This is a genomic window from Putridiphycobacter roseus, assembly GCF_003234935.1.
Taxonomy (GTDB): Bacteria; Bacteroidota; Bacteroidia; order Flavobacteriales_D; family Crocinitomicaceae; genus Putridiphycobacter; species Putridiphycobacter roseus.
Genome location: NZ_QKSB01000004.1, coordinates 189,567 through 203,270, shown reverse-complemented (window position 1 = coordinate 203,270; position 13,704 = coordinate 189,567). Strand labels below are relative to the sequence as shown.

General features: G+C 33.8%; 13 protein-coding genes. 3 read left to right on the top strand and 10 right to left on the bottom strand.

What is annotated here, in order from left to right; genetic code table 11:
* Positions 1 to 13 precede the first annotated feature (13 nt).
* Entirely contained in the window at positions 14 to 694 is a 681-nt protein-coding gene (locus DNU06_RS08780) for a DUF547 domain-containing protein (protein WP_111062880.1), read from the top strand.
* Between the two features lie 33 nt (positions 695 to 727).
* Here the strand turns inward: DNU06_RS08780 and DNU06_RS08775 are convergent, their stop codons facing one another.
* Complete coding sequence (locus tag DNU06_RS08775) at positions 728 to 1,237, bottom strand: glutathione peroxidase (protein ID WP_199399008.1); 510 nt, start codon at positions 1,235 to 1,237, stop codon at positions 728 to 730.
* A 76-nt stretch (positions 1,238 to 1,313) separates the two neighbouring features.
* Positions 1,314 to 2,561, bottom strand: coding sequence for a DEAD/DEAH box helicase (locus tag DNU06_RS08770; RefSeq protein ID WP_111062878.1), 1,248 nt, complete (start codon positions 2,559 to 2,561; stop codon positions 1,314 to 1,316).
* 155 nt (positions 2,562 to 2,716) lie between these two features.
* On the opposite strand from DNU06_RS08770, the gene DNU06_RS08765 reads away from it, so the two are divergent.
* Positions 2,717 to 3,121 carry a hypothetical protein gene (locus DNU06_RS08765; protein ID WP_111062877.1) on the top strand — a complete coding sequence of 135 codons (405 nt, stop codon included), beginning with the start codon at positions 2,717 to 2,719 and terminating at the stop codon, positions 3,119 to 3,121.
* Positions 3,122 to 3,123: 2 nt separating this feature from the next.
* Here the strand turns inward: DNU06_RS08765 and DNU06_RS08760 are convergent, their stop codons facing one another.
* From DNU06_RS08760 to DNU06_RS08740, 6 genes are all read right to left on the bottom strand, one after another.
* On the bottom strand, positions 3,124 to 3,738 hold the full coding sequence (locus DNU06_RS08760; RefSeq protein WP_111062876.1) for an L-threonylcarbamoyladenylate synthase: 615 nt from the start codon (positions 3,736 to 3,738) through the stop codon (positions 3,124 to 3,126).
* Positions 3,739 to 3,765: 27 nt separating this feature from the next.
* The gene (locus tag DNU06_RS17825; protein WP_158526858.1) at positions 3,766 to 3,939 is read right to left on the bottom strand and encodes a DUF5522 domain-containing protein; all 174 of its coding nucleotides are present in this window, start codon (positions 3,937 to 3,939) and stop codon (positions 3,766 to 3,768) included.
* Positions 3,939 to 6,548: a S8 family serine peptidase gene (locus DNU06_RS18325; protein WP_111062875.1), complete on the bottom strand. Its 2,610-nt coding sequence runs from the start codon at positions 6,546 to 6,548 to the stop codon at positions 3,939 to 3,941. The genes DNU06_RS17825 and DNU06_RS18325 overlap by 1 nt, the downstream gene beginning before the upstream one ends.
* 68 nt (positions 6,549 to 6,616) lie before the next feature.
* Positions 6,617 to 8,212 carry a BamA/TamA family outer membrane protein gene (locus DNU06_RS08750; RefSeq protein ID WP_111062874.1) on the bottom strand — a complete coding sequence of 532 codons (1,596 nt, stop codon included), beginning with the start codon at positions 8,210 to 8,212 and terminating at the stop codon, positions 6,617 to 6,619.
* 66 nt (positions 8,213 to 8,278) lie between these two features.
* Entirely contained in the window at positions 8,279 to 8,929 is a 651-nt protein-coding gene (locus DNU06_RS08745) for a hypothetical protein (protein WP_111062873.1), read from the bottom strand.
* A 53-nt stretch (positions 8,930 to 8,982) separates the two neighbouring features.
* Positions 8,983 to 10,179, bottom strand: a complete 1,197-nt coding sequence (locus tag DNU06_RS08740; RefSeq protein ID WP_111062872.1) for a pyridoxal phosphate-dependent aminotransferase — start codon at positions 10,177 to 10,179, stop codon at positions 8,983 to 8,985.
* Between the two features lie 111 nt (positions 10,180 to 10,290).
* Here DNU06_RS08740 and DNU06_RS08735 point away from each other — a divergent pair, with 111 nt between their 5' ends.
* Positions 10,291 to 12,105 carry an ABC transporter ATP-binding protein gene (locus tag DNU06_RS08735; protein WP_111062871.1) on the top strand — a complete coding sequence of 605 codons (1,815 nt, stop codon included), beginning with the start codon at positions 10,291 to 10,293 and terminating at the stop codon, positions 12,103 to 12,105.
* Here the strand turns inward: DNU06_RS08735 and DNU06_RS08730 are convergent.
* Both DNU06_RS08730 and DNU06_RS08725 read right to left on the bottom strand, forming a co-directional pair.
* Complete coding sequence (locus DNU06_RS08730; protein WP_262510047.1) at positions 12,092 to 13,018, bottom strand: DMT family transporter; 927 nt, start codon at positions 13,016 to 13,018, stop codon at positions 12,092 to 12,094. The two genes, DNU06_RS08735 and DNU06_RS08730, sit on opposite strands and share 14 nt — an antisense overlap.
* Positions 13,002 to 13,703, bottom strand: coding sequence for a hypothetical protein (locus DNU06_RS08725; protein WP_111062869.1), 702 nt, complete (start codon positions 13,701 to 13,703; stop codon positions 13,002 to 13,004). Before DNU06_RS08725 ends, DNU06_RS08730 begins: the two co-directional genes overlap by 17 nt.
* Position 13,704 lies beyond the last annotated feature (1 nt).

The window sequence follows — 13,704 nt, the reverse complement described above, 5'->3', positions numbered from 1 at the left end:
AAAATCTTGTACCATGTGTTCTCTTAATGCGCTTTCTGAAAAGTTATTATTGGCCGTTAAAATGATTCAGCCTACCGAATCTATTGTTGCAGACTTGGCACATGCAAGTAGTGATCAATTGTATGGACTGAAAACAGATGCGCAAAAATTAGCTTTTTGGGTGAATATTTACAATGCTTTTTATCAATTACGCATCCATGATAAAGGAGTGGTGCGAGAAAAAGTATTCCATCTCAAAAAGATTGAAATTGCTGGAAAAAAATATAGTTTAGATCAAATTGAACATGGCATTTTGAGAAGGGGTAAAAACAAGTATACTGCAGGTTTGTTCCCTATACCTTTTCAATACCTTGCGTTAAAATCATTGCGACCAACTAAATTAGATCACCGCATACACTTTACGTTAAATTGTGGTGTGGTCAGTTGTCCGCCAATTGCTTTTTATAATGCCGATCAATTAGATGTCCAATTAGATTTGGCAACGGAAAGTTATTTAAGTACAAGTACAAAAAAAGATGATTTACTTCAAAAAGTAATTGTTTCGAGGTTGTTTTTGTGGTTTTATTATGATTTTGGTCGAAAAAAAGGCATTAAAAGCATCCTGAAGAAACATCAATTTTCAGTCCCTTCTTCTTATAAAATAGTATTTTCACCTTATAATCGTGATCAAGACTTGTTGAATTTTCGAGAATAATTAGGGAGTAAATAATGCCTTATCTAGTCAGATTTATTTTTTTTTGCTGGAAAAGTTTGCGGTAATCTTTTCGTCCAAAGGACTTACTGCACTGCCAAACATATCGATCAATTCGCCGTTTTCGCTGACCAAGTATTTTTGAAAGTTCCACTTTACTTTGCTGTCCATTTTACCATTGGCTGACTTATTGGTCAGCCATTGGTATAATGCATGTTGGTTTTCTCCTTTTACTTCAATTTTCTCGGTGATTAAAAAGGTAACGCCATAATTTTTCTGACAAAAAGACTGAATTTCTTCCGCTTTTCCTGGTTCTTGGTTACCAAACTGATTACATGGTAATCCAATTACAACCAGTTCCTCTTTGTATAGATCAGACAGACTTTGCAATTCGGCATATTGAGGTGTAAACCCACATTTAGAGGCAACATTGACAAAAAGTATTTTCTTTCCTTTAAAGTCCATTAAATGGATGTTTTCATTGTCAATACTTTTCAAAGCAATGTCATAAATACCATTGCTTTGTTTCTTATCCATAGGATTCATAAATGAAAATAAAAATATACAAATGGTACTTAAAAGTAAAAGCGATTTTTTCATCTCGTTATGCGTTAGATTAGTCTTAATAATTATTAGATTTTCTTTTCGGTTTGTTATTCGATCTACCAAAAGGTTTTTTTCCTTTGTTAAAAGGTCTTTTTTGACCTTGCGCTGGTTTTTTACCCGTTTCTTTATTGTTTTGCGGTTCGAATCCTTCTAATATTTCAGTCGGAATTTTTTCACCAGTTAATTTTTCAATTTGACGCATGTAAGACACTTCTTCAATGTCGACTAATGAAAGTGCTTCTCCACTTGCTCCAGCTCTACCAGTTCTACCAATTCTATGCACATAATCTTCAGGTACATTTGGTAATTCAAAATTCACTACGTGAGGTAATAACGGAATGTCTAATCCCCTTGCCGCAATATCAGTAGCGACTAAAAATTGTACTTTTCCTTTCTTAAAACCATCTAATGCTTTGGTTCTTTGATTTTGACTTTTGTTACCATGAATTGCAGCTGCAGAAAGACCTGCTCGGTCTAGTTTTTCAACTAATTTATTTGCACCGTGCTTAGTTCTTGTAAAAATAAGGGCTTGTTGCCAATTATTCTCTTTGATTAAGTGAATTAATAGTTGTGGCTTATTTCCCTTATCCACACGATAAGCTTTTTGTTCTATTATTTCTACAGTTGTGTTTTGAGGGGTAACAGAAACTTGTGCCGGATTATTCAAAAAAGTACTAGATAGTGTTTTAATCTCTTTAGAATAAGTTGCCGAGAACAATAAGTTTTGTCTTTTTTTAGGCAATACAGCAATAATCTTTTTAATGTCCCTTAAGAATCCCATATCTAGCATTCTATCCGCTTCATCAAGTACAAGTATTTCAACTTTAGATAAATTGAGTAATCGCTGATTATGTAAATCCAACAATCTACCTGGAGTGGCTACTAAAATATCAACTCCTTGACGCAATGCGTTTACTTGTGAAGTTTGCTTTACACCACCAAATATAACCGTACTTCTAATGTCTAGAAATTCACTGTAATTTTTAATGTTCTCGTAAATTTGTGCCGCTAATTCTCTTGTTGGTGTTAATATTAAGGAACGAATTGGTCTGTTTTTCGCAAAGGTAGTTTGACTTAATTTTTCTAAAATCGGTAATGTAAATCCTGCCGTTTTTCCTGTACCTGTTTGTGCAGATGCTAATACATCTCTACCTTCTAATATTAATGGTATTGCTTGGGCTTGAATGGGGGAAGGGGTAGTGTACCCTTGTTTTTCTATTGCTTGTAATATATAATTTGATAATCCTAATGAGTCGAATGACATGTTTTGGTATTTATGAAATGGCCTTGGCCATTGAATTAATAGGCAAAGTTACGCTATTTAATGAATTGAATAAGATTAAAAAGCATTTTCTTGTCCCCATATTGTAAAATATTTTGTAAATTGTAACGAAGGGACTTTGTATTATATAGTACTTTATGAAAAAAATTATATACGAAAATGATAAATTTGAATTTTCCATAATAGATAATGCTATTTTTAGAATTTTACTTAAACCATTGACTCGAATTTTAGCAGCTGATTTAGTAAAAAATAAAGCAGCATTTGATCCATTTTTCACCAAACCGAAAATGCCTTTTATTATTATATTTGATGAGAATATGAGTGTGGATGAAAAGGTACATGAGGTCTTTTCTTCCCCTGAACGTTCTTATTTTAAGAACTATGAGGCTTTTGTACTAAAGTCATTAACACATAAATTAATTGCTAAAAATATTGATAAAATATATCCCACCCAACACGAAAGGAAATTTTTTAATACAGAAAAGGATGCTTTGTTGTGGATCCAAGAAAAGTTAAAATCAGAAGAATTAAAGGTCTAATATTATTCCATTAATTCACCAATTCCTTGCCGAAGAATCTCGGGATAACCGGCGGATAAATCTACTACTGTAGAGGGTTCATTTTTACCATAACCGCCATCTACAATACCATCTACTTTATTGGCCCATTTTTCTTCAATTAAATAAGGGTCTGTTGTGTATTCAATAATTTCATCTTCATCATGCAAAGACGTTGTTACTAAAGGGGTACCTAAAGCTTCTACAATTGCAAGTACAATGTTATTGTCCGGTATTCTAATTCCTATTGTTTTCTTGTTGGTGTCAAATAATTTAGGGACTTGATTTGAGGCGTTTAAAATAAAAGTAAAGGGTCCTGGTAGATTTTTATTTAATAGTTTAAATGTTGACCTGTCTATAGGTTTAGTATAGTTTGTAAGTTCACTTAAGTCATGAAAAATAACGGAAAAGTTGGTCTTTTTGGTTTTTAAACCTTTTAATTGAGCCAATTTTTCTATTGACCTTTTAAAGTTTAAGGAACATCCAATAGCATATACAGTATCAGTAGGATAAATGATGATGCCACCTTTTTTCAAAATGTCTACAATCAGACTTATTTTTCTTGCATCAGGATTGTCAGGATGAACGATAAAAATCATGTACTTTATTTTTTTACAAAGCTATACTTATTTTATTATTCTACCAGTTTTTTTATCATAGCCGTAAGGGCAATGTTTACAGCCACTTTTACAACAGTGCCCTCTTTTTAAGTGGTATTTTTCTGTAAAGACAATATATCCTTCCGGTGATTTGTAGAAATCTTCGGGATCTAATTTGGGTTGATCAAATAATCCAGCCATTAATATTTAATAAGTTGTTGTGTTGAAATTCCAGATACGCCTATCATTTGAATATAATAGGAACCAGCACTTAAATGCGAAATATCATATAAATTCGAATCGTTTACTTTTAAATTTGCTACTACTTGCCCACTGGTATTAATTACCTTAATGGCAGTTAATTTTTCTGGAGAAGCAATAGAAAAACGATAATTGGTTGGGTTAGGGTATATTTTAATTGCAGGCATAACTTGATCGGAAACACCTACACTACCACCAATTTGAATACAATAGTCTTCATATTCACCATAAATATTACCGCCTTCATCTGCACACTTACTAGCAGCATTTACCCCATTCATTGCTATTCTCATCTTGGTGATACCATGTATGCTTGTATTGGGAATGATTAACAAAGCACTTACAGCGCCAGAACCAGTCAAATTATCGATTAATTTTTCTGAGCTTTCAAAAGTGCCATTCTGATCTAGGTCTAACCAAAGGGAATAATGTTCTGTAAATACTCCTGCTGCATAACCGGGTTCAAAACTAATGGTATAGAAGTTATCCGGTAGGAGTCCATCTGTAATAACACCCCCATCATAATACCCAGAATTATTTCCTGAGTTTACTGTAACTCCTTTTAAAGTGATGCTCTCTATCCATTCAAAGCTGGAGTTGACTAAAATGCTATTTATGCTGCAGTAGTCCCCTTCAAAACAAATGCCACATCCCAGTGTAGAAAAAGAATAATTAGTTGAAAAATCACGGGTACTATCCGTACATATACTTTTTATACTTAATTCATAGTCAGAACAAGTATCTAAGTTTTGTAGTAAATAGTTGTTGCCTGTTAAGGTGTCGTAATTCCATATCGAAGCCGAAGCCAATTTGTAACGTATTACATATTTTGTCGCATTTAAAATCGTATTCCAAGTAAAATTAAAAGAATTCGGTGTTGCGTCATTGAGTATTAAATCTGGAGCATAACAGCAGCCATCTGTTTGAATAGTAATTGTATTACTTGCACTCGAAGTATCGCTGGTACAGTTCCCTTTAATATTGAATTTATAAGTTGAACAAGGCAATAAATTATTGAAATGTATAGAATCTGATGTTGTATTAATAATTGTATCGCTGCCATCTGCTCTTGTGAAAGTGATGATATAAGCATCATTTTCAAAACCTTGCCATTTAAAAGTGACAGCAGTATCGCTTAAATCTGTTACTTTAATGGCGTAAGGTGTAGCACAGGTATTGGTATCACATTCATTCATTAAAGCCAGTATGGATTCGTTTACATTCAATCTACCTCCTGTAGCAACTGACCCATTCAAGTTGGCAATCAGATCTGCATTTTCTAATACTAAAGCTCGAACTTTTAATACTGCGGAATCGGGATAGGTTTTAGCAAAACCAATGAAATTAGGACATGGTGCGGCATACATAAGGGCAATTGCTCCAGCAACACAAGGTGCTGCAAAAGAAGTACCGCCAGTGGAATTGTAAGTATCCCCAGAATTACTCAGGTAAACGGATTGGCCAGGTGCCGCAATATCTATATTTATTGGACCATAACCTGATCCTGCGAGTTGGTCATTGCGATTGGTCATGGTTACGCCAATTAAATAATCACTAGGACAAGTGGTGGGTAAATCTCCATAAACATCCACATTTACAGAACTGTTTGTTGTAGCGCCAACGTTTATGATACCAGCATTACCTAAACTGTCGTACATGGCACACCATAAAGGAGAATTTGCTGGGTCTCCATTATCAACACCCCAAGAAGCGTTGGTTACTACCACAAAGGCACCTTCATTTCCATTACTGTTATTATACTTTTTACGCATTTTTAAAGGGTAGGTGTAGGCAGCTAATACTGTGGCTTCGTTTGACGCTTGTTGTCCTTCTACAACCATCATTTTTACCCGGTGATTAACACCGCTAACCCCTATGCTGTTATTACCAACTGCACCAATCATTCCGGCAACTCTAGTACCGTGACTGCCAGCTGATATTACATCTGAGGAGGATTGGACATTCCAGCCATTAAAATCGTCTACGTAACCATTAGCGTCATCATCTATTCCGTTGTTCGGTGTTTCTGCATAGTTTTTCCAAATGTTAGCTTTTAAATCTTCATGGTCAATATCTACGCCACTACCTTCTATAATACACACTACAATCGTATCTGCATGCGCTGTTAAACCACCTGTGGTTATGTCCCAAGCTTCAATAGCGTCTATGTCCGCATCCACAGTTCCACCACTTTGTCCTGTATTATTTAAATGCCACTGATTTCCAAATGAAATGTCATTGGGAATTGTCACCCTTTCTGTGATATAATGATTTTTTTGAATACCAATAATACCTCGAATAACGTTTATTTGTGGAATAATTTTATCCAGTTCAACTGTTGCACTATAGTCGACTTGGTAAATATTCATGATATCGGATATGCAGGTTATTTTAGTTATCGGAACTTCACTTTTTTGATTTATTTTTTCAAATACTTCTCTTGTTTCTGCGGTTGATGCAATTTGAATTAGTATTTGATTTGGTACAAAATTTTGTGCTAAAACTGAAAATGAACCAATAAAAAATAAACAAAGTAAGAGTAGTTTCATAGTATTACAAAAATATCACTTTTAATGTTGAATGCAATAGATAAAATTTTAAACGTATAAATTAATGATTAAAAGTTGGAAACGAAGCCTAAATGGAGTTTCGTATTCTGGAAATTAAAAGGACTGCCAACAAATGTTCCGTTCGCAATTACAATACTTAAAGTAGAAGAAGCGTTTTCTAAGTTGAACCCAAAACCAACACTGTTGGTCTGGAAAAAACCGTCGTTGTGAAATTGGGAATAATCATAGACCAACTCAAAAGATAACAATTCAACAGGTTTAAATACCAAGGCGTTTAAAGCGGAGAAAACCGTATTTCCATTTAGTTCTAATTCATAAAAACCACGCACAGAATTTAGTCCCCCGAAATAGTATTGTTCATTTTTAGACAAGGCATAATTGGCATGAATATTTTGGAATTCGAAATTGTTTTTCAAATAAAAATATTTTATTAAATTTATTTTTTGCTGATACTTTATGGTGTAAAGTATATTTTGAGTAGAGGATGCCGTTTTAAAACTATCTGATTCATAGTTAAATGTTCCTATTTTACCATAAAAAGTGGATTTGTATTTGCTGGCATTGAGAAAATTTACTGTCGCTTCTAAGCCGTATACTGTTCTGTTGAATTCGCTTAAGCCTAATGGGTTGTCGTTGCGTAATAAAAAAGATTGATCCAATTGTGCAAATAAACCAATGTTATAAAACGTTTGGAGATACTTAATGCTGCCATAAAAAGAATTTCGTACAAAGGAAGTGTCTTGTTTTTGTAGGTTAAAATTACCACCAATACTAATCGGTAATCCCAATAAGTAAGGATATTCAATTTTGGCAATAAAATTTTGACTTTTATCGGGACTGCTTTGCCAATTAAAATCAATCATTTCCCCTCGGTTTAATGCATTTTTTAAGGTCAGGTTGACATTACCGTTCAAAACAATCGATTTATTTTCTGGGTCTTGTTGAAAGCCAATATACCCATCTGCATTACTTGCCCTTCTTTTTTTGATGACCAAAAATAATTCTACTGATTCAGGTCTAAATAACACTTCTGGAGGTCGCATTAATTCATACAAATTGGTGTTGGAAAATACATTGGGGATGTTTTTTATCTGTTTTTCATTATAAAGGTCTCCCACTTTTAATCCCACCATATTGTAAATGGTTTTTTCATGAAATTCATCCGGACTTTTTATATGTATTTTATGGATAGTAAAAAGCTTTCCGCTATCAATTTCATAGTGTAGCGTAAGTTGTTCTCCTAATTCTTCTTGTTGGGTAATGTTTATTTGCGCAAATGGAAAACCAGTATTCTCCAATGCAACTAATTGGGCGTTTATTTTTTGATAAGTATTTTTAAGAGGCACTTCTATACTCATTTGTGTAGACAGTAATATTACTTTTTTAAAGTACTTTTCTGCTACAAAGGTATAATGCCAATTTTGTTTTTTTAAAACAGAGTCTTTTAAGGTTAATCCGACATAGCCAAGGGCTAAACTTCTTTTTTTAAATGCTTTAATGTGTATAGAAATATTGCTGTTATTGGAGTCAAGCAACTGTTTTTCACTGTATTTTTCAACATGTAAGTACAGGTATTTATTCGACTGTGCAGCGAGTCTAATACCTAAACAAAGTAGTATGAATATAAAAAACAATTTTTTCATTAATCGATTAACGCATTTATTTGGTTAAAATTTTAAATGCAATTAAAAAGTGAAAATACCTTTTTTTTAACCGATTGTCGCTGTTGGCGTAAATTCTTTTTGATAAAATTCAGTCAATTCTTCTAGGAGAAAAGTTTCTAGTTGACTTTCCTCATAGCCAGTTGGATATTGTTGGTGATTGACTACTAAAAAGGATTTAGCATAATCTAAAATACGAGCAGGTTTAAATTGATTTTTAAATTTTTTTGATTTTTCAAATAACAATAAGCTGAGTATTAAGCCAATTAAAGCAGAAAAATACCATAAACCAGAATAGTCTAAACCAGTAATAAGATAGGTACTGATTAATAAACTACCCAAAACGGTCACTAAAGGAAATAAAAAGACAATTTGGTGCAAAGTCTTTGGTCTTGACATGGTTAAAGGTTTTGCATACTCCTCAGAAATAAAATTGTTTAGCGCTTGTCTTTGCGACTTACTCAATTGATTCAGGTTATAATTACCAGAAACCGGTTGATTGATCATTTTTGAAACTTGCTTTCTAAGTGCAAAGTAGAAAGGTAAAAAATGAAGAAATGGCCATGAAGCTCTAGCATTCCTATCTATGATATATGTTTTTAAGTCCTGAACGTTATTTATTGTTTCAGGTTTTAAATTTTCCCACCTATCTCCAATTTTAAATTGTAGCTGATTTAAAAAATCTTCTTTTTGCTTCATCTTAATATAAAATTACTTAGTCTAAAAAAAATAATAGCTGACATAGGTCATTATTACTTTCTCCCAGGATATATTTTCAAAGCCTCCTCTAAACATTTTACCGACTTTTTTAATGCATCCTTCTCCAATACGTAAGCCAACCTTACTTGTGTTTTTCCTAATCCTTTAGTGGCATAAAAACCAGAAGCAGGAGCCATCATAATAGTATCTCCATTGTATTCAAAGTCTTCTAGTAACCATTTACAAAATAAATCTGCATCATCTATTGGTAATTGCGCAATACAATAAAAAGCGCCTTTAGGCTTTGGACAGATTACACCAGGTATTTTATTAAGTCCATCTACTAAAATATTTCTTCTTTCTACATATTCGTTTACCACGTCAGTAAAATAAGAATCAGGTGTATTTAATGCCGCTTCACTTGCAATTTGTGCTAAAGTTGGAGGTGAAAGTCTCGCTTGGGCAAATTTTAAGACCGTTTTAAGTACTTCTTTATTTCTAGTGATTAAAGCACCAATTCTTGCACCACACATAGAGTATCTTTTAGAAACAGAATCAATTAAGATTACATTTTCTTCAATACCTTCTAAATTTAGGACAGAAAAAGGACTATTATTATCGTAACAAAATTCACGATAAACTTCATCAGCAAACAAGAAAAGGTCTTTCTTTTTTACTATTTCAGCTAGTTTTTTTAACTCGTCTTGTGCGTATAAATAACCGGTTGGATTTCCAGGGTTACAAATTACGATCCCTTTTGTTTTTGGCGTAATTTTTTTTTCAAACTCTTCAATAGGAGGTAAGGCAAAGCCATCTTCAATGGATGCTGTTACGGGTACGATATTAATCCCTGCCATTTGCGCAAAACCATTGTAGTTAGCATAAAAAGGTTCCGGAATAATTACTTCGTCCCCAGGATTAAAACAGGTCATAAATCCAAATACCAAAGCCTCAGAACCACCAGTAGTGATAATGATTTCTTCGGCGTTTACATCCATTCCATTCTTTTTGTAGTACTTCGATAAACCTTCTCTGTACGATTCAAAACCTGCAGAATGGGAATATTCTATGACGGTCCTACCAATGTCTTTCAGCGCGTCAATAGCAACTTTAGGAGAGTCTATATCTGGCTGACCTATATTTAAATGAAATACATGTTTTCCTGCTTTTTTTGCAGTTTCTGCAAATGGTACTAATTTTCTGATTGGAGATTCTGGCATGTTGATCCCCTTGATCGAAATAATCGGCATATCCTTAATTTTAGAATCGGCAAAGTTAATGAATAAGGAATAATATAATTATAAAAAACTTATTATTTATTCAAGATAAATTTCAAGAAAACTATTTATACCTTTGCAATAATGTTTAAAAAATATAAAAAAGACCTTTTATTGTTCCGCAGGTTATTGGCCTATTTAAAACCGTACAAAGGGATTTTTTATACCGGGTTATTCCTGACTGTTTTACTGGCTATTATTGAGTCAACCCGACCATTACTAATTGTTGAAATGGTTAATATATTTATTGAATCCACAGATGGTTCCACCGGAGGTATTGGGCTTTGGTTAAAATCATTTGTAGGTCAGTTTAGTACGGACCCCGAAAGTCAATTAATGATATGGGTATTGCTTATTTTTATCTTACTATTATTTGAAGCACTATTTCAATTTATTGTCGCCTATTTGGGAGCGGTATTGGGACAATCTGTGATTTTAGATGTCCGTGAAAAATTATTCAAACACATTCAATCCTTTAGATTAAAATATTTTGATAAAACCCCTAATGGCACCGTAGTAACCAGATTGATTTCCGATATTGAAGCAATTTCCGATATTTTTACCACAGGACTAATATCTATTTTAGGAGATTTACTGAAATTAGTAGCCATCTTTTGTTGGATGTTTTATGTCAACTGGCAAGTTACTTTGTTGATTCTTATTCCAATTCCTTTGCTAATTATTGCAACTCGAATTTTCGCAAAAGCAATGAAAGCTGCCTTTGAAAAAGAAAGAACCCAAGTGAATAAACTGAATACTTTTGTTCAAGAACATATATCAGGTATGAGTATTGTCCAACTTTTTAATAAGGAAAAGATTGAAGCAGAAAAATTTGATGAATTGAATAAGGGGCACCGAAATGCACTATTGCAAGCAGTATGGGCTACTTCTTTATTTTTCCCAGTGGTCGAAATATTAAGTTCTTTGTCCATAGCCGTTTTAATATTATGGTCTATGTTACAGTTGAACTATAGTCCTGAATTGGTGAACAATTTGTCTGGGATTATCTTTGGCTATATTTTATGGGTGAACATGCTGTACCGACCAATTCGTCAAATGGCAGATCGATTCAATATTTTACAAAGAGGTGTGGTAAGAGCTGATCGGGTTTTTGCCATTTTGGATAGCGAAGAAGTGGTTGATAATCAAGGGGAGAGAACATATGTAGATTTTAATGCCGACGTGGAATTTAAAAACGTTTGGTTTGCCTATAACGAGGAAGATTGGGTGTTAAAAGGTGTGGACATATATGCGCCAAAACAGCAATCGATAGCATTGGTGGGAACGACGGGTGCTGGAAAATCAACAATTATCAATTTATTGACAAGATTTTACGATTTTCAAAAAGGTGAAATTACCATTGGAGGGACCTCTATAAAAGATATTTCACTGAATTCCTTAAGACGAAACATAGCCATAGTGTTGCAAGATGTATTTTTGTTTTCCGATACGCTGTACAATAATATCACAATGGGCGATACTTCCATTACCAGAGAAATGGTAATAGAAGCTTCTAAAAAAGTGGGCGCGCATGAGTTTATCATGAAACTTCCTGGAAATTATGATTATGATGTAAAAGAGAGGGGAGGGCTACTTTCGGTAGGTCAAAAGCAATTGGTTTCATTTATACGAGCATATGTATACAATCCAAAAATACTTATCTTAGACGAAGCTACAGCAAGTTTAGATTCTGAGTCGGAAGCTATGATTCAAAAAGCTACCGCTGAATTACAAAAAGGAAGAACGTCTATTGTTATCGCTCACCGTTTATCGACCATTGTAAACTCTAGTCAGATTTTAGTGATTAGTAAAGGTACAGTGATTGAAAAAGGAAACCACAATGAACTGATTCAGATGAATGGGCAATACAAAAAATTATACGATCTCAATTTTGTCTAATTTCACTCCATTTGAATTTTAAAAAACTATTGAGTAATACACCAATTAGAATAAAGGCAATTCCAAGGAATACTGCTAAACTAAGGGTTTCGTTAAAGACGAAAAATCCTATCCCAATGGCATAAATGGCACCAATGTATTTAATGGGTGTTACTTTTGCTGCTTTTTCATGATGAAAAGCTTTCGTCATCAACACTTGTGCAAATTGTGTAAATATACCAATGATTAAAATTACCAACCATTCTATTCCTCTTGGCATGGTAAAACCGTTGAAGATGCATAAAACTAGCATTACGGGAGTGGCAATTAATGGGAAATACATGACTACGGTGATGGGGGCATCTGTTGTTTTACATTTCATGATTGCATTGTAAGCTACACCCGAGAATACAGCGGATATTAAGCCAAGCAGTAACCATAAGGGGTTAAATGCTATGCTGCCCGTACTTTTGGTGAGTCCAATGATAAATACTCCCGACAATGAAAGGAGAAAAAATAGCCATTGAATGGGTTTCACTTTTTCGCCCTGTAAAGGAATGGCAAATAAAATGGTAAAAAGAGGTGAAAGGTATTGAACCGTGGTTGCAATTGCAATCGGTAAGTTTTGTAAGGTGTAAAAAAACATGGTTAAAGCAGTTGCACCAAAAATACCACGAATGATTAACCATTTTTTATTGTTGCCGAAAAATGGTATGTTTTTGCGTCGAATGATATAGATACAAATACTCAAGGATATAATGGAACGAAAGAGTACTATCTCGTAGGGAGGAAATTTCTGAAAATTTTCAAAAAGACCGTTGGCATTGGTCAACAACTTTACAAATAAGTTGACGATTGCAAAGCACATGGAAGATAAAAGCATTAATAGTATGCCTTTATTGATATGGAAAAATGGTTTATTTGAAAGTTGCAAGGTAGTCTAAGGCTGTGTAATTAAGGCCGCCACCATACCAGTGTTTATTCATGCTTCCATCTGGGTTTACTAAAAATATGGAAGGAAATACACCTCCTGAATTTTCAATAAAGAATTTATCTGAGACAGAATAGGCGTCAAATGCGAGTCCGTCATTTTCAGCGACAAATTTTTCTCTATTGGCAACTTCTCCAGGGAATATTAATACCACTTTCGTCATTCTACCTGCTGCATGCATAAAGCCTAGTAATTGGCAAGCTGCTTTGCAATGTGGACAAGTAGTGGTGAAAAAGCATACCAAATAAGGAGCGGTCTCACTGCTATATTGGTTTTGTGTAATTTCATTAAAATCACTGGTGTTTAAGCTAATCTCATTGTCTGAATAATCCCCATAATCAACGGCGTAAATGGGAGAAATAAAAGATACACCAAATCCAATTATAAAGCCAATTATAAATGAAAATGCTCCTTTTAACTTAGGGAGTAGTGCTTTTAAGATTAACTGTAATCCACGTCCAAAGGAAAAACAGACCAGTAAACGAAGAAGAATAGTTGAGAAAACCCAACCTACTCCAAATCTTCCTACAAAATTCTTATTTATTTCAATAAATTCGAAAGACAGATAAATGGAAATTCCAATAAATATCAGTCCCGTAATTATGCCTAGGGATTTTTGTGTATTCACA